The organism is Deinococcus radiotolerans, from assembly GCF_014647435.1.
GTDB lineage: Bacteria > Deinococcota > Deinococci > Deinococcales > Deinococcaceae > Deinococcus > Deinococcus radiotolerans.
Genome location: NZ_BMPE01000003.1, coordinates 49183 through 72757, shown reverse-complemented (window position 1 = coordinate 72757; position 23575 = coordinate 49183). Strand labels below are relative to the sequence as shown.

22 protein-coding genes are annotated in these 23575 nt (G+C 70.1%); 11 read left to right on the top strand and 11 right to left on the bottom strand.

Annotated elements, in window-relative coordinates; genetic code table 11:
• Nucleotides 1-72: 72 nt before the first annotated feature.
• The 6 genes from IEY63_RS08435 to IEY63_RS08410 form a co-directional block, all read right to left on the bottom strand.
• Complete coding sequence (locus tag IEY63_RS08435; protein WP_189068569.1) at nucleotides 73-2103, bottom strand: family 1 glycosylhydrolase; 2031 nt, start codon at nucleotides 2101-2103, stop codon at nucleotides 73-75.
• A 55-nt stretch (nucleotides 2104-2158) separates the two neighbouring features.
• On the bottom strand, nucleotides 2159-2479 hold the full coding sequence (locus IEY63_RS08430; protein ID WP_189068568.1) for a hypothetical protein: 321 nt from the start codon (nucleotides 2477-2479) through the stop codon (nucleotides 2159-2161).
• A 171-nt stretch (nucleotides 2480-2650) separates the two neighbouring features.
• Nucleotides 2651-3508, bottom strand: coding sequence for an FRG domain-containing protein (locus IEY63_RS08425; protein WP_229784584.1), 858 nt, complete (start codon nucleotides 3506-3508; stop codon nucleotides 2651-2653).
• Between the two features lie 31 nt (nucleotides 3509-3539).
• Entirely contained in the window at nucleotides 3540-4682 is a 1143-nt protein-coding gene (glf, locus tag IEY63_RS08420) for a UDP-galactopyranose mutase (protein WP_189068567.1), read from the bottom strand.
• On the bottom strand, nucleotides 4675-5838 hold the full coding sequence (locus IEY63_RS08415; RefSeq protein WP_229784583.1) for a glycosyltransferase: 1164 nt from the start codon (nucleotides 5836-5838) through the stop codon (nucleotides 4675-4677). The genes glf and IEY63_RS08415 overlap by 8 nt, the downstream gene beginning before the upstream one ends.
• Nucleotides 5839-6037: 199 nt before the next feature.
• On the bottom strand, nucleotides 6038-6268 hold the full coding sequence (locus tag IEY63_RS08410; protein WP_189068566.1) for a DUF2171 domain-containing protein: 231 nt from the start codon (nucleotides 6266-6268) through the stop codon (nucleotides 6038-6040).
• 810 nt (nucleotides 6269-7078) lie between these two features.
• Here IEY63_RS08410 and IEY63_RS08405 point away from each other — a divergent pair.
• The 10 genes from IEY63_RS08405 to IEY63_RS08360 all read left to right on the top strand — a co-directional run bounded on the left by IEY63_RS08405 (nucleotide 7079) and on the right by IEY63_RS08360 (nucleotide 18245).
• Entirely contained in the window at nucleotides 7079-8047 is a 969-nt protein-coding gene (locus IEY63_RS08405) for a LacI family DNA-binding transcriptional regulator (RefSeq protein ID WP_189068565.1), read from the top strand.
• The gene (locus IEY63_RS08400; RefSeq protein ID WP_189068564.1) at nucleotides 8044-9264 is read left to right on the top strand and encodes an ABC transporter substrate-binding protein; all 1221 of its coding nucleotides are present in this window, start codon (nucleotides 8044-8046) and stop codon (nucleotides 9262-9264) included. The genes IEY63_RS08405 and IEY63_RS08400 overlap by 4 nt, the downstream gene beginning before the upstream one ends.
• A gap of 73 nt (nucleotides 9265-9337) precedes the next feature.
• On the top strand, nucleotides 9338-10429 hold the full coding sequence (locus tag IEY63_RS08395) for a carbohydrate ABC transporter permease (protein ID WP_189068563.1): 1092 nt from the start codon (nucleotides 9338-9340) through the stop codon (nucleotides 10427-10429).
• Nucleotides 10426-11964 carry a carbohydrate ABC transporter permease gene (locus IEY63_RS08390; RefSeq protein WP_189068562.1) on the top strand — a complete coding sequence of 513 codons (1539 nt, stop codon included), beginning with the start codon at nucleotides 10426-10428 and terminating at the stop codon, nucleotides 11962-11964. Before IEY63_RS08395 ends, IEY63_RS08390 begins: the two co-directional genes overlap by 4 nt.
• A gap of 30 nt (nucleotides 11965-11994) precedes the next feature.
• A complete protein-coding gene (locus IEY63_RS08385; protein WP_189068561.1) occupies nucleotides 11995-13842 on the top strand; it encodes an amylo-alpha-1,6-glucosidase in 1848 nt (615 codons plus the stop codon).
• Between the two features lie 190 nt (nucleotides 13843-14032).
• Complete coding sequence (pstS, locus tag IEY63_RS08380; RefSeq protein WP_189068560.1) at nucleotides 14033-15058, top strand: phosphate ABC transporter substrate-binding protein PstS; 1026 nt, start codon at nucleotides 14033-14035, stop codon at nucleotides 15056-15058.
• Between the two features lie 292 nt (nucleotides 15059-15350).
• Nucleotides 15351-16346 carry a phosphate ABC transporter permease subunit PstC gene (pstC, locus tag IEY63_RS08375; RefSeq protein WP_189068559.1) on the top strand — a complete coding sequence of 332 codons (996 nt, stop codon included), beginning with the start codon at nucleotides 15351-15353 and terminating at the stop codon, nucleotides 16344-16346.
• Nucleotides 16343-17206: a phosphate ABC transporter permease PstA gene (gene pstA / locus IEY63_RS08370; RefSeq protein WP_189068558.1), complete on the top strand. Its 864-nt coding sequence runs from the start codon at nucleotides 16343-16345 to the stop codon at nucleotides 17204-17206. The genes pstC and pstA overlap by 4 nt, the downstream gene beginning before the upstream one ends.
• A gap of 10 nt (nucleotides 17207-17216) precedes the next feature.
• Nucleotides 17217-17975: a phosphate ABC transporter ATP-binding protein PstB gene (gene pstB, locus IEY63_RS08365; protein WP_189068557.1), complete on the top strand. Its 759-nt coding sequence runs from the start codon at nucleotides 17217-17219 to the stop codon at nucleotides 17973-17975.
• Nucleotides 17976-18095: 120 nt separating this feature from the next.
• Nucleotides 18096-18245 carry a hypothetical protein gene (locus IEY63_RS08360; RefSeq protein ID WP_189068556.1) on the top strand — a complete coding sequence of 50 codons (150 nt, stop codon included), beginning with the start codon at nucleotides 18096-18098 and terminating at the stop codon, nucleotides 18243-18245.
• Nucleotides 18246-18410: 165 nt separating this feature from the next.
• On the opposite strand, the gene IEY63_RS08355 is transcribed toward IEY63_RS08360, so the two are convergent.
• Entirely contained in the window at nucleotides 18411-19043 is a 633-nt protein-coding gene (locus IEY63_RS08355; RefSeq protein ID WP_189068555.1) for a nucleoside/nucleotide kinase family protein, read from the bottom strand.
• Between the two features lie 215 nt (nucleotides 19044-19258).
• Between IEY63_RS08355 and IEY63_RS08350 the strand changes: the two genes are divergently transcribed.
• On the top strand, nucleotides 19259-20701 hold the full coding sequence (locus IEY63_RS08350; protein WP_189068554.1) for an NAD-dependent succinate-semialdehyde dehydrogenase: 1443 nt from the start codon (nucleotides 19259-19261) through the stop codon (nucleotides 20699-20701).
• A gap of 90 nt (nucleotides 20702-20791) precedes the next feature.
• Here the strand turns inward: IEY63_RS08350 and hpaI are convergent, their stop codons facing one another.
• Genes hpaI through IEY63_RS08330 form a run of 4 tightly spaced genes read right to left on the bottom strand, consistent with a single transcriptional unit; the run spans nucleotide 20792 to nucleotide 23575 of the window.
• Nucleotides 20792-21592 (bottom strand): 4-hydroxy-2-oxoheptanedioate aldolase, encoded by an 801-nt coding sequence (hpaI, locus tag IEY63_RS08345; protein WP_229784582.1) that lies wholly within the window; start codon nucleotides 21590-21592, stop codon nucleotides 20792-20794.
• Nucleotides 21589-22401: a 2-oxo-hept-4-ene-1,7-dioate hydratase gene (gene hpaH / locus IEY63_RS08340; protein ID WP_189073024.1), complete on the bottom strand. Its 813-nt coding sequence runs from the start codon at nucleotides 22399-22401 to the stop codon at nucleotides 21589-21591. The genes hpaI and hpaH overlap by 4 nt, the downstream gene beginning before the upstream one ends.
• Complete coding sequence (locus tag IEY63_RS08335; protein WP_189068553.1) at nucleotides 22398-22790, bottom strand: 5-carboxymethyl-2-hydroxymuconate Delta-isomerase; 393 nt, start codon at nucleotides 22788-22790, stop codon at nucleotides 22398-22400. Before IEY63_RS08335 ends, hpaH begins: the two co-directional genes overlap by 4 nt.
• Nucleotides 22790-23575, bottom strand: coding sequence for a fumarylacetoacetate hydrolase family protein (locus IEY63_RS08330; protein WP_189068552.1), 786 nt, complete (start codon nucleotides 23573-23575; stop codon nucleotides 22790-22792). The genes IEY63_RS08335 and IEY63_RS08330 overlap by 1 nt, the downstream gene beginning before the upstream one ends.

The following is a 23575-nucleotide window of genomic DNA, read 5'->3' as shown; positions in this document are numbered from 1 at the left end:
CGCGGTGACCCGTAACGGCGGCAGTCTCGCAGTGCGACCAGATTTCTGGACGGCGCACGCCCTGGGCTGGCTCTATGGCGTGAGGGGGCGCAGGGGCCACCCGCGCACGCTGCCCAGGGCCTGACTGGTCGGGGTGCCGCCTGCGCAGCGCACGCCACCTGCGGGCACGTGCGCTGCCCGCAGGACCTGCCGTGCCCAGTCCATGTTCAGGACCGCCGGACCGCTGCTGAGGTGCCACACCCCGGTTTCACCATCGATCAGGAGGTCCAGGGCCGTGTCGAACAGGTCCTGGGCATGAACGGGCGTGATCCACCTGCGTGCCAGCACGGTCGGCTCTCCCTGCGCGGCGCGGCGCCGCAGCCGCGCGGCCAGGTCTGCCACGCCACCCTGCCCGAACGTGGGGCCGCTGCGCACGACAAGCGCCCCCGGTACCTCACCGAGCGCCGCCTGCTCCCACCCGAGCTGCCGCTGACCGCGCACGCTGGTCGGGACAGGGTGATCCCGCTCAGTCCACACGCTGTCCGGCGGGCCGCTGAAGATGTCCGCGCTGGTGAACGTGAGCAGCGGCACCTGCGCCTCGGCGCATGCCCGCGTGGCGGCACCCTGGGGCGCGCCAGGCAGGTGCGCGACAGCCCACGTGGGTTCCGGCAGGTCCGTCAGGTGGTCCGGGCAGCGCGCGGCGGTCTGGACCCTCAGGCCCCGCAGCGCGCAGCGACTCAGTAGCTGCGTCCGCAGCGGGCCGGGCGCCCCCACGATGAGCAGCGCGGGCCCACCGGGCCGCTCGTGCTCCTCCGGGCCGTCCACCGGGTACAGGTGCCGTTCCGGGCGCGCCCACCAGCCCGCGGTGGTCGCAATGGGCGCGGGGGGTGCGCCGCTGCTCAGCGCCTGCGCCAGCCGCACCAACGCCGTCGGGCGGGGCTGCGGCGCGCGCACGTCCCACAGGCCGCTCTCGTACTGGCCGTCCTGCCGGGTCAGCAGGCTGTTCCACTCGCAGGCGCCCAGCGCAGACCAGGCCGTCACGGCGCGCACGTCTACCCCCGCCACCCGGGCAGCCTGAGCGGCCTGCCAGGCCTGCCACAGCCAGCGCAGCTGCTCCTCACGCGTGCAGTGCAGGTGCACCTCGGTCAGCGCCAGGGGCCGCGCGTAACGTTCGTGCGCCTCGGCCAGCCGGGCGGCCGGGCCGCCGTGCGCCGCGCCCCGCACCCTCACCGCCTCCACGTCCGCGTACTCGTCCCGGCTGTTGCCGCCGCGGGTGTGCAGTGGGTACCGCTCCAGGCGGCTGTCCAGGAACCGCTCGCCAGTCACGTAGACGTTCAGGCCCAGCACGTCCGGCGGGCACGCGTGCTCCACGAACCACCACAGGTCCCGCTCGGTCGCGCCAGCCCAGCGCAGGTGACCCCACATCCGGTGCTCCGGGGTGACGCGGCCACTCAGGAGGTCAAAGCTGAGCCAGCGCCGCTCATTCTCGAAATCCGCCTGCTGGGCCAGATCCGGCGTGCTGAAGGTCTTTCCCAGATCCTCCGTCTGGATCAGCTGCGCGCCGGGCTGCACGTCACGCACGGCGCGCATGGCCAGCACCGTCGCCTGAAGCTGGTGCTTCAGGGCCGTCCAGCAGCTCGCCTCACTGCGCGCGTGCGGGTACCAGTGCCCGTACAGCGCGGAGAAGCGGGCGGTGGTCAGCGGCTCGTTCACCGGGGTGTACGCCGTGACGTGCGGGTAGCGGCGTGCCACGGCGCGCGCGTACTCGACCAGGCCGGTCACGAACCCCGGGTCGAGCAGGTGAGTGCCGCGCGGCCCGCTGCCGTGATGCACGAGCCCTGCGATCGGCTGAACGCCGCGCGCCTGCAGGCGCTCCAGGCGCACGTCCGCCCAGCGCCAGTCCGCCCGCTCCGGGCCCTGGGGCGCGGTGCGTTCCCACAGCAGGGGAAACCGGACGGCGTGGACGCCCAGGTCCGCCAGGCGGTCCATGTCCTCCGGCCGTTCGTCCGTGCCCGTCAGGTGCAGCTGATCCAGCTGCCAGTCCCGGACGCGGCTGACGGTCGGTTCCAGTCCCGCCCAGAGGTGCAGGGGCGGCCGGTCCGGCAGGTTCAGGGGTGTGGTCATGGGCCTCCAGCGGTCCACCCCGCCGACTGTGGCGGGGTAAGGGCGGCGGGGTGGGTCAGCGGTGCGTGTCCGTGTAGCCTGTCGTGGGCCGGGGATCGGGCGCGCGCCGGTTCAGGCCGGCCAGGCCCGCCAGGCCCAGCAGACCCCACTCGAAGTCCTGATCACGGCCCGTTGGTGCATTCCCCGCCTCGCCGACCCCTTCGGTACTGGTCCCCTCGGTCGTCGCGGGGGTGGCCGTGCTCTGCGCCGTGTCCGTGGAGGGCGCGGTGGGGTCCGTCGGCGTGGTCTCCGATTGGGTGGTGTCGGTCTGGGCGGTGTCCGTCTGGGCAAGGGCGGTGGGGCAGAGCAGGCTGAGGGTCAGAAGCAGTCGTTTCATGTGGGCCTCCTTGATGGCGCAGTGTCTCCCCACAGGCCGCGCGGGCCGTGAAATGTCGGCTGTGGCGCCCTCACCCGTGCGTGGGCGCACCCGTTCAATCCGGTGAAGTGAACATGAAGCGCGGCGCGGGACCGGACCCCGGGCACGGTCGGAGCGGCGTACCGCCGACCATTAAGGTTCAGGTTCCTCGCCCGTGGGGGGGCGGTAGTAGCGCCGCAGCCAGCGGCTCAGGCCGTGCAGGTCCGGGAAGAGGGTCCGCTCGGTCACGTTGAACTGGTCCAGGCGGTCCCTGATTTCCAGTTTCAGTTCCTGCGGCACGATGATCTGGCGCGCCAGATCCGGCCGGTCCTGCAACCACACGCCCGGGGTCACGTCCGGGCTGGACAGCAGGGCGAACAGCGCGGACTGCTGCACGATCCGCTGATCAATCGAGGGCGGTTCCAGCAGCAGCAGGAACGGTTCGCCCTGCTCGGCCTCCAGGCGTTCCAGCCAGCCCATCTCCGCGTCAAATGCGGGCGCGCGGCCGGGCCCGTTACTGAGGGACGCGAGGAGGTCGGTGGTGAAGACCACGCTGCCCTCCTGGCGCAGCAGGGTGGACAGGGTGGGCGGGAGCCGCGCGGCGCAGCGGCCCGAGTCGAGCATCCACACGACGCCGTCCTCCTGATCGTGGTGCTCCTGATCGTGGTGCTCCTGACTGGTCGCAAAATGCAGCGCCACCAGCGGCGAGTATGTCCAGTCGAGCAGGCGGGTGGGCAGACCGTGATGCTGCCCCAGCGCCAGCCACGCCCACAGGTGCGGCTGCTGCGGGGCGGTCGCCAGGGCGTACTTGCGGAAGGCGCGCGCCAGATGCCGTTCCAGGTCCCGCGGCCGGTCCGTGAGGCGCTGCAGGGATGTGGTCAGCGGCGCCAGGCTTCCCTGACCCCGGAAGACGTACGGCGAGCGGAAGCGGCGAAGCTGCGGATTCCAGTCGTTGTCCTGAAGGGCCGCCAGCAGCGCGGGCCAGCTGGTCGGCCGCAGGGGTCGCGTCACCCGGCCCGCTCCGGCCCGCCCGGCGTCCTGGTCATACCGGTTCCGGCTCTGCCGCGGTCTCGGCCGGCCGGGGGTGCAGGCGGCGGTACGTGGTAAGCGCCTGGGCGACCACCTGATCCATGTTGTAGTACCGGTACGTGGCCAGCCGGCCCACGAACGTCACGTCCGGGCGCGTGCGGGTCAGTGCCTCGTACGCGCGGTAGCGTTCGGCATTTTCGGGCCGGGGGACCGGGTAGTACGGGTCACCTTCCGCGCGCGGGTACTCGTATACGACGCTGGTGTGCTCGTGCCGCTGGCCCGTGAGGTGCTTGAATTCGCTCACGCGGGTGAAGGCGTACTCGTTCGGGTGGTTCACCGTCCCGACCGCCTGGAACTGCGTGGTTGCGTGCGTGCGGTGCTCGAAGTGCAGGCTGCGGTACGGCAGTTTCCCATGCCGGTACTCGAAGAACGCGTCGATGGGGCCGGTGTAGATCATGTGCTGCCACGGAACGAACTCCTGAATGGTGCGGTAGTCGGTGTTCAGCATCACGCTGATGTTCGGGTGGTCCAGCATCCGCTGGAACATGCGGGTGTACCCGTGCAGGGGCATCACCTGATACGTGTCCGTGAAGTACCGGTCGTCGCGGGTGGTGCGGACGGGCACGCGGGCGGTGACGCTGGCGTCCAGTTCGCTGGGGTCCAGATCCCACTGCTTGCGGGTGTACCCCTGGAAGAACTTGCGGTACAGGTCACGGCCAACTTTCGAGACGACCACGTCCTCGCTGGTGCGCACCTGCGTCACGGGTTCCGCCACCGACGCGAAGTACGCGTCCAGCTCGGCGGCGTTGAGGTTCAGGCCGTACAGGCGGTTGACGGTATCCAGGTTGATGGGCATCGGCACGAGCTGCCCGTCCACGCTGGCCAGGACGCGGTGCTGGTAGGGCCGCCACTCGGTGAAGCGCGAGAGGTACTCGAAGACCTCCCGGCTGTTCGTATGGAAGATGTGCGGGCCGTACGGGTGAATCAGGATGCCCGCGTCGTCGTAGCAGTCGTAGGCGTTCCCTCCGATGTGTGGCCGCCGGTCCACGATCAGGACGCGTCGCCCCGCGTCCCGCGCCAGTCGTTCGGCCAGCACGGCCCCCGCGAAGCCCGCCCCGACGATCAGGTCGTCGAACCCGCGTGCCGGGTCAGTCATCACTGCCGCCCAGCGCCGGGATGGACCGGGAGGTGGCCTGCGGCGGACGGTGCGGCGGGCCGTCCAGGTGGGCCAGCATGCCCGCCCAGGTCGCGTCCCAGGACTGCGTGGCGAGCAGCGCGTCGGCGCGGGCCAGCCGGTCGGCCGCGGCGGGCGTGCCCTGCTCGGCCAGCGCGGCGGCGCAGGCGGCCTCGAACGCAGCCGTCGTCCCGGCAATCCGCGCGGTGCCCGCCTGCCCGTAGGGCCGCACCACGTCATGAATGGGCGTGGACACCACGGCCCGGCCGGCCGCCAGGTACTCCGGGGTCTTGGTGGGGCTGATGAATTCCGTCGCGGCATTCAGCGCGAACGGCAGCAGCGCCACGTCCCAGTGCGCCAGGTACGCCGGGAGGTCCGCGTACGCTTTCATGCCCAGCAGGTGAATGTTCGGGGCCTGCGGAAGGCTGGCCGGGTCGATCTTCACGACGGGCCCCAGCAGGACCAGCTGCCAGTCGGGCCGCCGCTCGGCCAGCTCGTCGATCAGATTCAGGTCCAGTCGCTCGTCGATCACGCCCACGTAGCCCAGGCGGGGGCGCGGCAGGTGCCGCTGATCGGCCGGGTCCGCCGGGGCGGCGCGGGCCTGCCGGAAGTGCGCGGCGTCCACGCTGGACGGGAACGCGTGCACGTTCGGGTGCCGCCGCGCCTTGTGCTCGAACAGGCGGTGACCGCCGGTGAACACCACGTCCGCCCGGCGGAACAGTTCGTCCTCGCGTTCGCGCAGCAGCGGCGACGCGCCCTGAAAGTTCGCCAGTTCATCCATGCAGTCGTACACGGTCAGGCGCGGGCGCAGCAGATCAGCGACAGGCAGTTCCAGGGGCGTGTACACCCACAGGTCACAGTCAGATACGCCGTGTGAGGTCAGCAGCGTGTGCAGCAGGGCCGCCGTGCGCGCCTGAGAGCCGCGCGGCGTGTCCCCCAGCCGCACGTGCGGCGTGCAGACGATCACGCCCGACGGGTCGCGGCGGACCTGCATGGTGTCGTCCCACTCCCCGAACAGGGGTTCTTCCACGTAGTACACGGCGCGCGTGCGGGCCGCGCGGGTCATCAGGTGCTGGGGACGCTGAAACACGAAATCCCACCGCAGGTGAGCCAGAACAATCAGGGCCGGGGCCAGCATGGACAACCTCCTCCCGGCAGACCGGGAATGAAACGGGCGTGAGCCTGCCAGAGCGGGCACCGAATGGGGGAGGGCGCAGCCCGGTCCGCACGTCAGGCCGCCGGGCGCTGTGCGGCGTGGGGACTGCCCCTGATCGGTCTGCCTCTGGTCCGCCCGCACGCCAGAGATTCAGGCCGTGCGTGGGGTGGACCCTGGACCCTCACAGGAGGCCTAGCACTTCCTGATGGGTCAGGTGCAGGTGGACCGCGTCACCCACCTGCGCCACGGCGTCCAGAGGAATGAAGTGCTGGCGGTCATCACCGGGGATGCGGCACTGCACGTACCGGCCGTACTGGCCGGAGACAGAACCCAGCACCTCCCCTTCAGCCGTGATGACGGTCATGCCCGGATGGATCGCCCAGGATCCGGGGGCCGCGTCGTGGCCCGTCATGCGCCTCGGCCCTTGCCGCAGCTGAACCGTGCAGAGGAGCCGGCCCGCTGACCGCCGACGGGCGGACGGGACCGTGAGCTGCAGGAGGTGCCCGGATCCGCCGGGGCGGTCGAGGTCAACCTGCCGAGCTGATGGTGTGGGCTGCGGTGAGCTGTGGATTCAGTGGGAAACACGGTGAACCTCCCGGGGTGGTGGTCTCGCGCGCGACCCTCCAGGCGGCCTCAGATTCAGCGTGGGGCCGGGAGGACCAGAGGCGCGCGGTGCCCGGCGTGGCGATATGGGATGGCTGGGCCGTGGGGCACGCTGTCGTGTGGAGGCCCTTTGGGGCGGCTGGGGACCGCTGGGCGAAACGGTCCTCCTGTTAGCGTGGCGCGGTGAGCGGCTGCCCCTGTGAAAACCCGGCCCGCCTGCATGAATGAACTTCGGGGAAAGCCTGAGGTGACCGTCAAGACGAGCTTTTGATTTTTCTCATCTAGGAAGAGTGCAGGCTCGTCGGCAGAGTGCTGGGCAGCCCAGACTAAGACGTGACGTGGTGGCGAAATGCTGTCTGCGTGCGGTTTGAGCGGTTGCAGGGTCCGAGCTGAGCTGCCCCGGGTGCTCACGCTGCATGGCCCCGGGCTGGGCTGAAGTGAAGGTCAGGCGGGTGGGTTGACAGCTCGAGGCAGAAGCGTACACTGATTTTGTAACCGCTTACAACACGTTCTACCCGCACTGGTGGGAGGCTGCCGCATCGTCTGGCAGACGTTCGCGCGGCAATTGTAAGCGGTTACAAGAAAGGGGGAGGACCGGGTGAACGCCACAATCAACATCATGTCCCCACGCCCGACCATCGACGACATTGCCCGCGCCGCGGGCGTCAGCACCGGCACCGTCAGCCGCGTCATCAACGGCAAGGACACCGTCGCTGCCCGCACCCGCGCGCACGTGCAGGACATCATGGCGCAGCTGGGCTACACCCCCGACCCCGCCGCCCGGCACCTCAGCTGGCGGCGCGGGCAGACCCTGGGCCTCTCCCTGGACCGCGACGACCCCGTCCTGCACCCCTACCACGTGCTGTTCCGCCGCGCGCTGGAAGCCCAGACCGCCGCGCTCGGCGTGCGCCTGGAGGACCTGCGCGCCGACCTGCGGCGCATGACCCGCCTGCCCAGCGCCGTGCTGGTCATGCACGCCACTGAGAACGACTCCCGCCTCGCGTACCTCGCCGAGCGGGACGTGCCCGCCGTGCTCATCGGCCATCAGGTGGGCGCGTTCTGGGTCGCGCCGGACGACGTGGGCGGCGCCCGACTCGCCACCGAGCAGCTCACGCAGGCCGGTCACCGCCGCCTCGCGTACTTGGGCAAGGGCGACAGCCAGGTCGCCCAGGACCGCGAGTACGGCTGTGTGGACGCGGCCCGCGCCGCGGGCGCCACCGTGCAGGCCATCCCCTGCGACTTCACCGTCCTTGGCGGCTACCGCGCCGTGCGCCGCGCCTGGGAGGACGGGCAGCGCTTCACCGGGCTGTTCGCGCAGAGCGACGAGAGCGCCACCGGCGCCATCGCCGCTCTGGAGGACCTCGGCGTGCGCGTCCCGCAGGACGTCAGCGTCGTCGGCTTCGACGGCCTGCCCGAACTGCCCGTCCCCGTTCAGCTCACCACCGTCTCGCAGGACATTCCCCGCATTGCGAAGACCGCCCTGACCCTCATGCAGGAAGCCGTGGCCGGGGCCGCCCCCCGCGGCGCCTACATTCCCGTGCACCTGAAACCCGGCGCGACCGTCGCGCCCCCAGGAGGAACACCATGAAGAAGTGCCTGCTGCTCGCCTGCGCCCTGCTCGCCACCGCCCACGCCCAGACCACCGTGAAGATCAACGGCTACGGCGGCACCGACCCCGCCGTGGTCGGCGACCTGATCAACCGCTTCGTGAAGCCCGCCCTGGCCAAGGACAAGATCACGGTCGTGTACGAACCCCTTCAGGGTGACTACAACAAGTCCCTGACCACGCTGCTGGCCGCCGGCACAGCCGGGGACGTGTTCTACCTCCCGGCCGAGACCCTCGACGGGTTCGTCGCGACCGGCAAGGTGATGCCCCTGAACGGCCTCGTGAACACCAGCCCGTTCATCAAGAGCCTGAACACGGCCTTCACCCGCAACGGTCGCCTGTACGGCGTCGCCAAGGACTTCAACACGCTGACCCTGGTGTACAACAAAGACCTCTTCGACGAGGCGGGCGTGAAGTACCCCGACAACACCGACACCTGGGCCACCCTGCAGACCAAGCTGACCACCCTGAAACAGAAACTCGGCCCGGACTACGCCGGCATCTGCCTGCAACCCAACTGGGACCGCTTCGGGGCGTTCGCGTTCGCGACCGGCTGGACGCAGTTCGACAGCAAGGGCAAGACGAACCTCGCCGACCCGCGTTTCGCAGAAGCGTTCAACTTCTACACCGGACTGGCCCGCAACAAGGTCGGCATTCAGCCCAGCGAGGTCAGTGAAGGCTGGACCGGCGGCTGCCTGAAGACCGGCAAGGTCGCCGTGGGCATCGAAGGCAACTGGGTCGTGAACTTCCTGCGCGACAACGCCCCGAACCTGAAGTTCGGCACGGCCCTGATGCCCAAGAACACCAAGACCGCCAAGCGCGGGAACTTCCTGTACACCGTCGGCTGGGCCATCAACAGCGGCACCAAGAACCGCGCGGCGGCCCTGAAGGTCCTGAATATCCTCACCAGCCCGCAGGTGCAGCAGTACGTCCTGGAGCAGGGCCTGGCCATTCCCAGCCGCACGGCCCTGACGAACAACGCGTACTTCAAGAAGACCGACCCGGGCGCCGTGAACAGCCGCCTGGTGTTCGACGGCGCCGACGACGGCAACGTCCGCGCCTTCACGTTCGGGCCGCAGGGCACCGACTGGAGCAAACCCATCAACGAGGCCCTGGCCGCCGTGCTGAGCGGACAGAAGAGCGCCGCGGACGCCCTGAAGAAAGCGCAGGCGGACATGAACGCCTTCCAGTCCCGCTGAGATTCAGCCCGGTCGCGGGGAGGCAGACGGGTCCGCCCGGCTCGCCTCCCCGCGCGGCTGGAGGTGTCCCCTGATGCAACGACGACAGACGAGCACCGCGTGGCTGTTCCTCGCGCCCTTCCTGATCACGGTCGCCGTGTTCTTCTTCTACGCCTTCGCGCGCGCCGCGTACTACTCGGTGACGGACTTCAACCTGTTCAACACGCCCCGCGTGATCGGCCTCAAGCCCTACGCGGACGTGCTGGGCGACCCGTCATTCCGCCGCGCGCTGGGCAACAGCCTGGTGTTCGCGGTGGTCACCACGACCCTGCAGACGGTGGGCGCTCTGCTGATGGCCGTCGCACTGAACCGCCGCCTGCGCGGCCTGCCGTTCTTCCGCGCGGCGTGGTACATGCCGTCCATCACCAGCAGCGTCGTGATCACCCTGATCTTCCTGTGGCTGTTCCAGCGCCGCGGCGTCGCGAACTACCTGATCACGCAGGCGCAGGCGTCCGCGCCGCTGACCCTGACCTTCCTGCTCACCCTGATCGGCGCGCAGGTCGTGCAGGTCCTGCTGGAGCGGCGCCGCGCGCTACCCGCCGGGTGGTTCGACCCGGCCCTGGGCGTCACGAGCGCCCTCCTGGCCGTACTCGTGACCGCCGCGCTCGCCTGGACGGGCGTGATCAGCGCGCGCGAGGTGCCGCCCTTCGACTACCAGTACTTCGCGGACAAGTGGATCACGCTGGGCGGCGTGCGGGTCCTGAGCATCCCGCTGCTGGTGGTGGTCATCCAGAACACCTTCACGACCATTCCCACCCTGATGCTGTTCTTCCTGGCGGGGTTACAGAACATACCGGCCGCGCTGTACGAGGCGGCCGAGATTGACGGCGCCACGCCCTGGCAGCAGTTGACCCGCGTGACTGTGCCCATGCTGCGGCCCGTGACGTTCTACGTGATCACGGTCGGGCTGATCGGCACCATGCAGATGTTCGACCAGGTGGCCGTGATCGGCAGCGCCGCGCCCGGCGAGACCCTGATCACCCTGGCGTACTACGTGTACGCGAACACCTTCAAGGCGGGGGCGGCGCCCGTGAATATGGCGTCCGCCGCAGCGATCCTGCTGGCCGCGCTGATCCTCGCGATGGTCGCCGCGCAGCGCCGTTTCTTCCCCTCGGAGGCCCCATGACCGCCGCCCCCCACACCGCCGCGCCGCGCCCCTCGGCTCGCAGCGCGCAGGACCGCTGGCTGGCCCGGCGCCGCTGGGCGCGCGCCGCTTGGCTGTACGCGTTCATGCTCGTCATGAGCTTCGTCTTCCTGGGCCCCTTCGTGACCGGCGCGCTGAGTTCCGTCAAGGACAACCCCAACGAGTACCCACCCAGCCTGAACATCCCCCAGCTCACGCCGCGGTTCATGGCGCGCGCCTGGGCGCTGGGCGCGCAGGGCAGCGGGGACGGCTGGCAGGGCGGCCTGACGCCCGGACGGACCGTGACCTTCGACGTCAGCGTCACCTCGCCCGCCGGGGCGCCGCAGGACCCGCCCACGGTGGCCCTCTTCCCGTACCAGCCGGTCAGTCTGGTCGCCACGACCCGCCTCGCGCAGGCGCGGGATTACGCGCAGCTGCGCGTGCAGCCCACCGGGCAGACCGGGGACACGCGCCGCTACCGCGTGACCGTCATCAGCCCCGTGCTGACGAAGCAGACCGGGGAGAGCGTGCGCGCCGTGCTGACCGCGCCGGACGCGAACCTCCGCGCGCGCCTGCCCGGCGGTCAGACCGTGCCCGTCGTGCTGGACACCCCTGAAGCGCAGGCCCGGCAGTACGACCTGAACGAGGGTCAGCCCGTGGAACTCGTGCGCGGCCCCGCCGGGTACAGCCTGCGCGGCCCGCTGCTGGAACGCACCCCCCTGCAGGTGGACGTGCAGCGCGGGCAGGCCATCACGGCCAGCACCCTGCCGCCCAGCGACCGGCAGAACTTCGGGCGGTCCTTCGCCTTCCGCAACATTACCCCCGGCATCATGGGCTACACCCTGAGCAACTACCGCCGCGCCTTCAACGAGACCCGCGACCCGAAAAGCGGCCGCAGCCTGTTCCTGGGCTGGGTCACGAACTCCTTCACGTACGCGTTCCTGCGCGTCGCCGCCGGGATTCTCTTCTGCTCGCTGGCCGGATACGCCCTGGCCCGCCTGACCTTCCCCGGCCGCACGCTGATCTTCTTCGCGGCCGTGCTGTTCGTGCAGATGGTGCCCAGTCAGGTGAACCTCGTGAGCAACTACGTGCTCCTCAAGGACCTGCACCTCCTGAACCTGTGGGGCCTGTGGTTGAGCGGCCTGGTGCCCGCCGGGGGCGTGTTCCTGATGAAGCAGTTCTTCGAGGGCATGCCGCGCGAACTGGAGGAATCCGCCGCCATTGACGGCGCCAGCACCCTGACCACCTTCCTGCGCGTGATGCTGCCGCAGGCGGGCCCGGCGCTCATCGCGCTGGCCATCACGCAGTTCCAGGGCGCCTGGAACGACTTCTTCTGGCCGCTGGTGATCCTGCGCGACAACGCCAGCTTCACCCTGACGGTCGGCCTGTCGAACTTTCGCGAGCTGTACGGCGGGCAGGGCGACTACGGCCTGATCCTCGCGGGCGCCGTCCTGAGCGCCATTCCGGTCATCATCATGTTCGTGGTGTTCCAGCGGTACTTCGTGGACACCGGAGCGGACAGCGCCGTCAAGGGCTGAGCCGCCACCCCCACCCCTGAAAGGAACGTCATGCTCCAGACCCGCACCGTCCTGAAAGACCAAGACCTGTACCTCGTCGGTGACGCCAACCACGTCGTCGCGCAGGGCGAAAGTGGCCTGTACCGCCGCGACACCCGCGTCCTGTCCCGCTACGAATGGCGCGTGGACGGCGAGAGCCCCCAGACCCTGATGGCCCACGAACGAGCGCCGTTCTGGCTGCACCAGCAGAGCGCGAACGCGAACGTCGGGTACACCATGCGCGTGGGCGTGCAGCGCGACCTGACCGTCACCGGCACCGAACTGCGCGACACGCTGCGCGTCACCCGCTACCAGCCCGGGCCCCCCACCCGACTGAGCCTGCACCTCGCGGCGGACTTCGTGGACATGTTCGAGGTGCGCGGCTGGCCCGGCGCCCTGCCCGCCCGCACCGTGCACGCGCACGCCACGGCGCAGGGCGTGACCTTCGCCTACGAGGCCGCCGACGGCCTGCGCAGCCGCGCCGTGGTCACCTGCGACCCCCCCGCCCAGTGGGACGGAGAGGCCCTGCACTGGGACCTGAGCCAGGACACCACAGACCTCCAGGTCAGCGTATACGCCCTGCAGGACGATGAAACCCCGCGCGCCGGGAGCCGGGACGCCCTGCTGGCGGAGTACGCGCAGGTGCAGGCGGACATCCTCGCGCAGGTCCCCGCCGCGGACCCCCGCGACCGGGTGGTCATCGCGCGCAGCGCCGAGGACCTGCGCAGCCTCACGTTCCCCACCCCGCAGGGGCCCTTCCCGGCCGCCGGGCTGCCCTGGTTCGTCGCGCCGTTCGGCCGGGACTCCCTGCTGATCGCTCTGATGACGCACCGGCAGTTCCCGCAGGTGGCCTGCACCGTTGCCCGGTACCTCGCGGCGCACCAGGGCCGCACGTACGACCCGGTCACGCTGGAACAGCCCGGCAAGATCCTGCACGAACTGCGCGTGGGTGAACTCACGCGGCTGGGCCGCACGCCCCACCGCCCGTACTACGCCACCGCGGACGCCACGCCGCTGTTCGTGTGGCTGGTCGGGGAACTCGCGCCGCACCACCCGGGCCTCGCGCAGGAACTCCGCCCGCACTGGGAGGCGGCGCTGGCGTGGTGCCTGGGCGACGGCGACCCCGACGGGGACGGCTTCCTGGAGTACACCCCGGACCCGGGCGGCATCACGAACGCCGTGTGGAAGGACAGCGGGGACAGCACCTTCACGGCTGACGGTGTGGACGTCAGCGGGCACGTGGCCGTCGTAGAGGTGCAGGGCTACGCGTACGCCGCGTACCGCTCCGCCGCCGCCCTGTACCGCCAGCTGGACGACAACGCACGTGCAGAGGAGTGGGACGCGCGCGCCGACGCGCTGCAACGCGCGTTCGTGACCGCCTTCCACTGGCCCGAACGCGGGTACTACGCGCACGGCCTGAACGGCGACAAGCAGCCCCTGCACGTGCTGGTCAGCAACCCCGCGCACGCCCTGATCACCGGCATCTACCCCCCGGACCACGCCGCGCAGGTGGCCCGCACCGCCCTGCAGGACGAACTCTGGAGCGGCTGGGGCATCCGCACGCTGGGCGTGAACGAACCGCGTTTCAACCCGGTCTCGTACCACAACGGCAGCGTCTGGCCGCACGACACCGCCCTGGCCGCCCTGGGCATGGCCCGCTACGGCCTGCAGGCCGAGGCGGCCCAGGTCACCCGCGCGCTGTTCGACGCGGCCGCCGCCGCCCCTGACGGCCGCCTGAGCGAACTGTTCGCCGGCTTTCCCCGCACCGGTGACCTGCCCCCCGTGCCGTACCCGGCCGCGTGCCACCCGCAGGGCTGGGACGCCGCCGTGCCCCTGGCCCTGGCGCACCTTCTGCCGTAACAGTCGGGCCGCCCTGATCCCGGGCTGACGCGGTCACCGCGGGTCAGCGGCGGTCCTCCCGGCGGGCATATGGCCCGGCTGCCGTGCTGATCCGCGTGCTCTACGCGTCGGCCGCCTCCCGGCTGGGCGACCCCGCGGGGTCCGGGCGCGCGTGACGTGCCGCTGACAATCGCGCCGCAGACTGCGCGGCATGAAGAAGACCTTCATCCTCGCCGCCGCCCTCGTCGCGACCACCGCCAGCGCGCAGTCCAGCCTGACGGGCGCCGGGGCCAGCTTCCCCTACCCCCTCTACAGCAAGATGTTCGCCGAGTACAAGAGTGACACCGGCGTCAGCGTGAACTACCAGTCCGTCGGCAGTGGCGCCGGCCAGAAACAGATCACCGAGCGCACCGTCGACTTCGCCGGCAGCGACAACCCCATGAGTGACGAGGCCATGAAGGCCGCGCCCGCCGACCTGCTGCACATCCCCACCGCCATCGGCGCCGTCGTGCCCGCCTACAACCTCCCCGGCGTCACCGCGCCGCTGAAGTTCACCGGCAAGGTCCTGGCCGACATCTACCTGGGCAAGATCAAGACCTGGAACGACAAGGCCATCGCCGCGATCAACCCCGGCGTAACCATCCCCCCGCTGCCCATCACGGTCGCGCGCCGCAGTGACGGCTCGGGCACCACCTTCGTGTTCAGCGACTACCTGAGCAAGGTCTCCAGCGAGTGGAAGACCAAGGTGGGCGTGGGCAACAGCCTCCAGTGGCCCGTCGGCACCGGCGCCAAGGGCAACGACGGCGTGGCGGGCGTCGTGAAGAGCACCCCCGGCGCGCTGGGCTACGTGGAACTGGTGTACGCCAAGCAGAACAAACTGACCTTCGGGAGCGTGCAGAACCGCGCCGGGAAGTACGTGCTGGCCGACAACGGCCCCGCCGCGCTGGCCGCCAAGGGCGTCGTGATTCCCGCCGACACCCGCGTGAGCCTGACGAACAGCGCGAACGCCGACGCGTACCCGATTGCGAGCTTCACGTACCTGATCTTCTACAAGGAGCAGAGCTACGCCGGGCGCACGCAGGCGCAGGCCGCGGCGCTGAAGAAGCTGCTGACGTGGGTCGTCACGACCGGCCAGCAGTACAACGAGGCCCTGGACTACGCGAAGCTGCCCGACACGGTGGCGAACAAGGCCAAGACGATCATCGGCAAGATGACCTTCAGCGGCAAGAAACTCTGATACGGACTCCAATTGAACGGTTTGCAAAAACCGTTCAATTCGAGCGGAGCGAGGAGGAACAACACGTAACCCGGGCGTGGCGCTGGCAACCCGGTGATGTTCCGGGTTGTCAACGCAACAGACGGAATCCGTATGACCGTCCATGCTTGACCGCGCGGCGTGCCCCCTGACCGGGCACGCCGCGTTCGTCTGCCGCCCGGCACCCGGATCCGCTGCGGCAGGCGCGGGCTGACCTGCGCCTGACGAAAACCGGGTGAACTGAACCCATGAGTCCCGAAGGGGTCACGAAACCATGAGCAAACGCACCGCCTCCCCACGCCAGCTGAGCAGCGGCAGTGACCGGGTGTTCGAGGGCCTGATCCTCGCCCTGGCCGCCGTGATCGTGCTGGTGTTCGTCCTGAGCGTCTATCAGCTCGGCACCGAATCCTGGCCGGCCCTGCAGAAATTCGGGCTGAACTTCTTCACCAGCCGCGTCTGGAACCCCGTCACCGGCGAGTTCGGCGCGGCCGCCATGATCGCGGGCACGCTGGTCACCAGCCTCGCCGCGCTGGTCATCAGCGTGCCCCTAGCGATTGCCAGCGCGCTGTTCGTCGCCGAGTACGCGCCCAAGTGGCTCGCCAACCCGGTCGGTTACCTGATCGAACTGCTCGCGGCGGTGCCCAGCGTCGTGTACGGCCTGTGGGCGCTGTTCGTGATCGCCCCGATCCTCGGCAAGTGGCAGACCAGCTTCTTCACCAGCCCCGAGAACGTCCAGACCCTGACGCGCTGCACCGAACTGTGGAACAGGAACCAGACCAGCCTGGAGTGCTTCTTCGTGCCCAGCAGCGCCGCCGGGCGCGGCCTGGCCCTGGCGGTCATCATCCTGACCGTCATGATCCTGCCCTACACCGCCTCCGTCGCGCGGGACGTGATCCGGCTCGTGCCGCAGGACCAGCGGGAAGCGATGTACGCGCTGGGCGCCACGAAGTGGGAAGTCATCTCCCGCGCGATCCTCCCGTACGCCCGCGCGGGCATCATGGGCGGCGTGATCCTCGCGCTGGGCCGCGCGCTCGGCGAGACGCTGGCCGTCGCCATGGTCATCGGGGACAGCCAGGACATCCTCAAGAGCATCTGGGGCAACGCCAGCACCATGGCCTCCGTGATCGCCAACCAGTTCGGGGACGCGCAGGAAACCCTGCACCGCTCCAGCGTCGTCACGCTCGGCCTGAGCCTGTTCCTGCTGAGCGTCATCGTGAACTACGTCGCACGCCTGATCATCGCGCGCCTGACGCCCAAGGGAATCCAATGATGAGCGCCGCGACCACCCCCAGGAACACCCGGCACCAGCTGAGCCCCGCCCGGCGCACGAAGAACCTTGTCATGGGCGGCCTGATCGTCCTGGCCACCGCGATTGTCGTGGCCCCCCTGATCCTGATCTTCGCGTACCTGATCCGCGAGGGCCTGGGCGCCATGAACCTCGACTTCTTCACCAAGGTCCCCGCCCCCGAGGGTGAGACCGGCGGCGGCCTCGCGAACGCCATCCTGGGCAGCATCGAGATGCTCGCGCTGGCCAGCGTGCTGGGGGTCGTGGTCGGCGTGTCCGGCGGGATCTTCCTGGCCGAGTACCCCCGCCACCCGCTGATGCCCAGCATCCGCATGATCAGCGACGTGCTCGCCGGGATTCCCGCGATCGTCATGGGCCTCGTCGCGTACGGCCTGATCGTCCTGCACTTCGGCTTCTCGGGCCTCGCGGGCGCCGTCGCGCTGGGCTTCCTGATGATCCCCATCGTCGTGCGCACCACGGAAGAAGTCCTGAAACTCGTCCCGCAGACCGTGCGCGAGGCTGGCCTGGCCCTGGGCCTCCCCAAGTGGCTGGTCACCCTGCGGATTGTGCTGCCCGCCGCTGCCGGGGGCATCGTCACCGGTGTGATGCTGGCCCTGGCCCGCGTCGCCGGGGAGGCCGCGCCGCTGCTGTTCACGGCGTTCGGGAACAACCAGATCAACCTCGACCCGACCAAGCCCATGAGCGCCCTGCCGCTTGAGATCTACCGCGGCGCGACCAGCGCCTACGACGAGAACCAGCGTCTCGCCAAGGCCGGCGCGCTGCTGCTCATCACCCTGATCTTCCTCACCAGCCTGCTGGCCCGCCGCGCCAGCCGCCGCAAATAAGGAGAATGCCGTGACCCCCATCCTCGACGCCCAGAACGTCAACATCTACTACGGCGACAAGCAGGCCGTGAAGAACGTCAACCTCCGCGTGCAGCGCGGCAGCGTGAACGCCCTGATCGGCCCCAGCGGCTGCGGGAAGACCACCTTCCTGCGCGCCATCAACCGCATGCACGACCTCACGCCCGGCGCGCGCGTCGAGGGCACCATCCTGCTCGATGGCGAGAACGTGTACGGCAGCGGCGTGGACCCCGTCACCATGCGCCGCCGCGTGGGCATGGTCTTCCAGAAACCCAACCCCTTCCCGACCATGAGCGTCTTCGAGAACGTCGTGTCCGGCCTGAAACTCGCCGGGATGCGCGACCAGAAACGCCTGATGGAGATCGCCGAACGCTCCCTGCGCGGCGCGGCCCTCTGGGAGGAAGTCAAGGACCGCCTCAAGACGCCCGCCACCGGCCTGAGCGGCGGACAGCAGCAGCGCCTGTGCATCGCCCGCGCGCTGGCCGTGGAACCCGAGATCCTGCTGATGGACGAACCCACCAGCGCCCTGGACCCCGCCAGCACCGCCAAGATCGAGGACCTGATGACCGACCTGAAGAAGGTCACGACCATCATCATCGTCACGCACAACATGCACCAGGCAGCGCGCGTCAGTGACACGACCAGCTTCTTCCTGAACGGCGACCTCGTGGAGCACGGCGTCACCGATCAGCTGTTCACCTCACCGCGTGACGAGCGGACCGAGGCGTACGTCACGGGCCGCTTCGGCTGAAGCTGCTTCACGGCCCGGCAGCAAGATGGGGCCGCCGGATGAAGAAGTGCTCAAGCATCCGGGACAGGACCTGCGTCACCTGAGGCAACGCCACGCCCCGCAGGGTGCCAGCATGACGGCATGTCTGATCCTCACGAGCAGGCAAACGTCCAGCAGATCGAATGGCTGCTGGGCGCTCTCGCCGAACCGCTGCCGCCGGGTCCGCCCGCGGCGCCCTCCACCCTCCACGTCCTCCCCGAACCACAGGTGGACAGCGACGAGCTGCACTGACCGCTGAGCGCAGATCCGGACCGCCCCCCGAGTACGGGACAGTCGGCCGGATCTGTTCTGCATGGACCTGGCAGGACGCTCTGATCTGGCGCGGCTGCGCAATCACGGACGATCAGCACATTCCCGCCCACTGGACGTTCAGGCGGTTACCCTCTGGCCCTGCGCTCACCAGTCCAGGCGCACGATCAGGTCCGCGCGCTCCTGCGCGGCCTCGATCAGGCGGGCGTTCGCGTCATCCACCGACTCCACCCACTGCCGGGCGGCCAGCGCGTCGCGGCCGTGCGCCTCGTGCCGGGCGATCAGGCCCGCGCGGCGCGCGTCCTCGGGCGGCGCCAGAAACCACACCTCGTCCAGCTGTGCGCGCGCCGCCTGCCACGGCCCGTCCAGCAGCAGGTAATTGCCCTCCGTGATCACCAGCGGCGCCGAGCGTGGCACCGGCAGGGCGCTGCCGATACTCTCCTCCAGGTGCCGGTCGAAGCGAGGAGCGTACACTACCTCCTCGTCCTGACGGCGCACCCGCGTGAGCAGCGCCGCGTACCCGCCCACGTCGAAGGTGTCGGGCGCGCCCTTGCGCGGCGCGCGGCCCAGTCGGCGTAACTCCTCGTTGGCCAGGTGAAAGCCGTCCATGGGCACCAGCGCGACCTGATCGCCCAGCTGCGCCGCCAGCATCGCAGCCAGCGTGGATTTCCCGGCGCCCGGACTGCCGGTCAGGCCCAACAGGCGCCGCTCCCCGGACGCGATCAGCTGCCGGGCGCGCGTGAGGAGGTCGGGGAGGGTCAGCCGCGCCGGGTCGGTCATGCGGCTCAGCGTAGCCCCCCGCCCGGCGTGGGGCCGGGCGGCCTGTCTGGAACGCGCTGCCTTGCGGGGTCGATCACCAGCGCGGGACGCCCGACGCCCCGCAGCGGCCCGCGCTCACTATCATCGGAGGCGACCTTCGGCACTTCCCCCTTTCCTGACCGGTCATCCCGGCGCGCGGCGGCGTCCCAGTGGACGTCACCGACGAGCGAGGCCCCATGATCACCAACGACAGCGTCATCCGCAGCCAGGCGTACTTTGACGGCGCGTGGCACGCCACCCCCCGGACCTTCGAGGTCATTCACCCCGGCACGCAGCGGCCCATCGGCGCAGTTGCCGACTGCACCGCCGACGACGCCCGGCGCGCCATCGACGCGGCCGATGAGGCCCTGAAGGCGTGGCGGAACGTGAACCCCTACCAGCGGGGGCAGGTGCTGCGCCGCTGGCATGACCTGATGTTCGAGCACAAGGAGCAGCTCGCGCGGCTCATGACCCTGGAGATGGGTAAACCCATCACGGAAACGCGCGGCGAGGTGCACTACGCGGCCAGTTTCGTCGAATGGTGCGCCGAGGAGGCCAGCCGCATCGGCGGCGAGCGCGTGCCCAGCCGCTTCGACCACAAGCGGGGCTTCACCCGCAGCGAACCGGTCGGGATCGTGTACGCCGTCACGCCGTGGAACTTCCCGGCGGGCATGATCACCCGCAAGGCCGCGCCCGCCCTGGCCGCCGGGTGCGTCATGATCCTCAAGCCCGCCGAGCAGAGCCCCATGACCGCCCTGTACCTCGCAGAACTGTGGCTCCAGGCGGGCGGGCCGCCCAACACGCTGCAGGTGCTCCCCACCAACGACGCGCCCGCCTTCAGCGCACCCTTCATGGCCGACGAGCGGGTCCGCAAACTGACCTTCACGGGGTCCACCGCCGTGGGCCGGCTGCTGTACGGGCAGGCCGCGCGGACCCTCAAGCGCGTGTCCCTGGAACTCGGCGGGCACGCGCCGTTCCTGATCTTCGCGGACGCCGACCTGGACCGCGCCGCGCGGGAGGTGGTCGCCAGCAAGTTCCGGAACTCCGGGCAGACCTGCATCAGCACCAACCGCGTGTACGTGCAGCGGGACGTGGCCGCGCCCTTCACAGAGATTCTGAAACGCCTGACCGGCGAACTGGTCCTGGGTGACCCCCTGCTGGACAGCACCGGGGTCGGCCCGGTCGTGGAGCAGGCGGGCCTGGACAAGGTCCGCGCGCAGGTGGAGGACGCCCTGACGCGCGGCGCAACCGCCGTGACCGGAGGAGAGGTGCACGAGGGCCTGTACTTCCAGCCGACCGTGCTGACCGGCGTGCACCCCGACAGCCTGATCCTGCGCGAGGAGACCTTCGGGCCCGTAGCGCCGGTCGTCGTGTTCGACACCGAGGAAGAGGGCCTGGCCCTGGCGAACGCCAGCGAGTACGGCCTGGCCGCGTACGCGTATACCCGCGACCTGAGCCGCGCGTTCCGCGTGGCCGAGGCGCTGGAGTACGGCATCGTGGGCATCAACGACGGCGTGCCCAGCGCGGCCGCCCCGCAGATGCCGTTCGGCGGCATGAAAAACAGCGGCGTGGGCCGCGAGGGCGGCCACTGGGGCCTGGAGGAGTACCTGGAAGTCAAGTACGTCAGCCTGGGCCTCTGAGCGCCGGGGTGCCTCCCGCACCGGCCACGGCGCGGGTGAACGCGGAGTGGAAGGCCTGCACCTTCCACTCCGTTTTAAGCATGATCGCCGTTAGTAGGGCCCGCTGTTCCCCTGCTCGCCCTCGGCGCGGTGCCGGCCGGCCAGTTCGCGCGCGGCGCGGGCCAGCAGGGTCGTGTCCACGCCCGCTGCAATAAACGTGCAACCGGCCGCGCGGTAGGTGTCGACCTGCACTTCCGTGCAGAGGATGCCTGCTGCCTTCCCGGCCGCGCGGGTGCGGGTCACGGCATCCAGAATCGCGGCTTGAACGTCGGGATGCGCGGGGTTCCCGAGGTGACCCAGGCTGGCACTCAGGTCCGCCGGGCCGATGAACACGCCGTCCACACCCTCGACGGCCAGGATGTCGTCCAGCGCGGCCAGTCCGGCGGCACTCTCGACCTGAACGAGCAGGCAGATTTCCGCGTCGGTGCGGTGCAGGTAGTCGGGAATGCCGTTCCAGCGGGACGCGCGGGCAATCGCGCTGCCCACGCCCCGCACGCCGCGCGGCGGGTAGCGGGTCGCGGCGACCAGCTCACGGGCCTGCGCGCCACTCTCGACCATGGGCACCAGCAGCGTCTGCACGCCCAGATCCAGGTACTGCTTGAGCAGGTGCGTCTGCCCGATGGGGGGCCGCACGATGGGCGTCACCGGGTACGCCGCGAGCGCCTGCACCACGGACAGGGTGCTGCGCACGTCGTTCGGGGCGTGCTCCCCGTCAATCAGCAGCCAGTCGAAGCCCGCCCCGGCGATGATCTCGGCGCTGTACGGGTCGGCCAGCGCCAGCCACAGGCCCAGCTGGAACTCGCCGCGCGCCAGCGCCGCCTTGAACGGATTGTGCAGGTCGGGGGCGTTCACCGCGCGAACCTCAGGGTCACGCTGCCCAGCGGGCCGTAATCCGCGTGGAACAGGTCGCCGGGCGCGGCGTCCACCGGGCGCACGAACGACCCGGCCAGGACCGTCTCCCCAGCGCGCAGGGTCACGCCGTGCGGCGCGAGGCGGTTGGCCAGCCACGCCACGCCCTCGGCCGGGTGGTTCAGCACGCCGGCCGCCACGCCGGTCTCCTCGATCACGCCGTTGCGGAACAGCAGTGCGCCCACCCAGCGCAGGTCCACGTCGGTGGGTCGCACGGGCCGCCCGCCGAGCACGATCCCGGCGTTCGCGGCGTTGTCGCTGATGGTGTCCGTCACCTTGCGGGTCGCGCCCGTCTCGCGGTCCACGCGTTCGATGCGCGCGTCGATGATCTCGGCGGCCGGGACCACCCAGCGCGTGGCGTCCAGCACGTCCATGACGGTCACGTTCGGCCCGCGCAGGTCCTTCCCGAGGATGAACGCGAGTTCCACCTCCACGCGCGGCACGATGAATCGCCCCGACGGGATGGGCTGGAGTTCGCTGAACACCATGTCGTCAAGGAGGGTGCCGTAGTCGGGCTCGTCGATGTTCACGGCCTGCTGCATGGCGCGCGATGTCAGGCCGATCTTGTGCCCGATCACGCGGCGGCCCTGCGTGAGCTTGTGGCTCACCCAGGCGTCCTGCACCCGGTACGCGTCCGCAATGGTCAGGCCGGGGTACTGCCCGGACAGCTGCCGCATGGGGGCGCGGGACTGCTCGGCGGCGTGCAGGCGGCGCGCGGCGTCCTGCACCTGCGCGTCACTCAGGCCACTCACGACGTCACCTTGCGGTAGCGGGCGTGGATGTTGTTGTGCTTGAAGGTGCCGGCCTCGCTGAACTCCGCGATCTCCAGTGACAGCGCCAGATAGCGGGATTCGAAGTCGCTGGCAAAGTGGGCCTTGAGCACCTCGAACAGCGCCGCGCCCGTCTCGGCCTTCACGGCCTCGCTACGCCCGGCGGCGATCTTCAGCGTGACGTGCACGAACGCGTCGTCATGCGCGCCGTCCGCGACGACGTACTCGGTGAGGCGGTGCGCACGGGCGCGGATGCCGCCCGGCGGGTACACGTCCGGGCGGGCCAGCAGCACCCCGTTCAGCGCGCGCAGCAGCTCCGGCACGCGGGGCGCCGTCAGGTTGTCGGTGTACTCCACGGTCAGGTGCGGCATCAGATCCGCTGCCCTTCCTGCGCGATCAGCGGCTCGGCGTCCTCCGATTCCCACTGCACGTCGTTCTCCAGCGCGCCCAGCCCGTCGATCTCCAGGCGCATCACGTCGCCCGGCTTCACGTGCGACACGCCCTTCGGTGTGCCGGTCAGTATCACGTCGCCCGCCTGCAGGGTCATGAAGCGGCTCATGAATTCGATCAGTTCCGGCCCGCGGAGGATCATGTCGCGCGTGTTGCCCTCCTGGCGCAGTTCGCCGTTCACGAAGGCCCGCAGGCCCAGGTTGTACGGGTCCGGCACCTCGTCCGCCGACACGAGGTACGGCCCCAGCGGCCCGAAGGTATCCCAGCCCTTGGCGCGCATGGGCGGGCGGTAGTAGTTGCTGACGTAATCCCGCACGACCAGATCGTTCGCGATCGTGTACCCGCCGATATACGCTTCCGCGTCCTTCGCCTTCACGCGCCGCGCGTCCCGGCCGACCACGATGCCCAGTTCCACCTCGTAGTGCATGAACTGCGCCCCGCGCGGGTACTCCACCGTGCCGCCGTGCGGCAGCAGACTGGTGTTCGGCTTGAGGAACATCACCGGTTCCTCCGGCGTCTTGAAGCCCAGCTCGGCATTGTGATCGGCGTAGTTCAGCGCCAGCGCAATCACCTTACCGGGGTTCACGGGCAGCAGGAACTGCACCTCGTCCGGGCGGTGCGCCTCGCCCGCCGCGTCGATCAGCAGGCCACCTTGCAGCACGCCACGGTGCTGACGGCCACGGGCCATAAAATTCGCAGTTTTCAT

Bases quoted from the DNA above. Each gene is read 5' to 3' on its own strand.
- glf (WP_189068567.1), bottom strand. From the start codon at position 4,682: ATGACTGACCCGGCACGCGGGTTCGACGACCTGATCGTCGGGGCGGGC.
- pstS (WP_189068560.1), top strand. From the start codon at position 14,033: ATGAAGAAGACCTTCATCCTCGCCGCCGCCCTCGTCGCGACCACCGCC.
- IEY63_RS08360 (WP_189068556.1), top strand. From the start codon at position 18,096: ATGTCTGATCCTCACGAGCAGGCAAACGTCCAGCAGATCGAATGGCTG.
- IEY63_RS08405 (WP_189068565.1), top strand. From the start codon at position 7,079: ATGTCCCCACGCCCGACCATCGACGACATTGCCCGCGCCGCGGGCGTC.
- IEY63_RS08410 (WP_189068566.1), bottom strand. From the start codon at position 6,268: ATGACGGGCCACGACGCGGCCCCCGGATCCTGGGCGATCCATCCGGGC.
- IEY63_RS08350 (WP_189068554.1), top strand. From the start codon at position 19,259: ATGATCACCAACGACAGCGTCATCCGCAGCCAGGCGTACTTTGACGGC.
- pstA (WP_189068558.1), top strand. From the start codon at position 16,343: ATGATGAGCGCCGCGACCACCCCCAGGAACACCCGGCACCAGCTGAGC.
- IEY63_RS08400 (WP_189068564.1), top strand. From the start codon at position 8,044: ATGAAGAAGTGCCTGCTGCTCGCCTGCGCCCTGCTCGCCACCGCCCAC.
- pstC (WP_189068559.1), top strand. From the start codon at position 15,351: ATGAGCAAACGCACCGCCTCCCCACGCCAGCTGAGCAGCGGCAGTGAC.
- IEY63_RS08415 (WP_229784583.1), bottom strand. From the start codon at position 5,838: ATGCTGGCCCCGGCCCTGATTGTTCTGGCTCACCTGCGGTGGGATTTC.
- IEY63_RS08335 (WP_189068553.1), bottom strand. From the start codon at position 22,790: ATGCCGCACCTGACCGTGGAGTACACCGACAACCTGACGGCGCCCCGC.
- IEY63_RS08435 (WP_189068569.1), bottom strand. From the start codon at position 2,103: ATGACCACACCCCTGAACCTGCCGGACCGGCCGCCCCTGCACCTCTGG.
- IEY63_RS08395 (WP_189068563.1), top strand. From the start codon at position 9,338: ATGCAACGACGACAGACGAGCACCGCGTGGCTGTTCCTCGCGCCCTTC.
- IEY63_RS08430 (WP_189068568.1), bottom strand. From the start codon at position 2,479: ATGAAACGACTGCTTCTGACCCTCAGCCTGCTCTGCCCCACCGCCCTT.
- IEY63_RS08330 (WP_189068552.1), bottom strand. From the start codon at position 23,575: ATGAAAACTGCGAATTTTATGGCCCGTGGCCGTCAGCACCGTGGCGTG.
- IEY63_RS08385 (WP_189068561.1), top strand. From the start codon at position 11,995: ATGCTCCAGACCCGCACCGTCCTGAAAGACCAAGACCTGTACCTCGTC.
- IEY63_RS08390 (WP_189068562.1), top strand. From the start codon at position 10,426: ATGACCGCCGCCCCCCACACCGCCGCGCCGCGCCCCTCGGCTCGCAGC.
- IEY63_RS08355 (WP_189068555.1), bottom strand. From the start codon at position 19,043: ATGACCGACCCGGCGCGGCTGACCCTCCCCGACCTCCTCACGCGCGCC.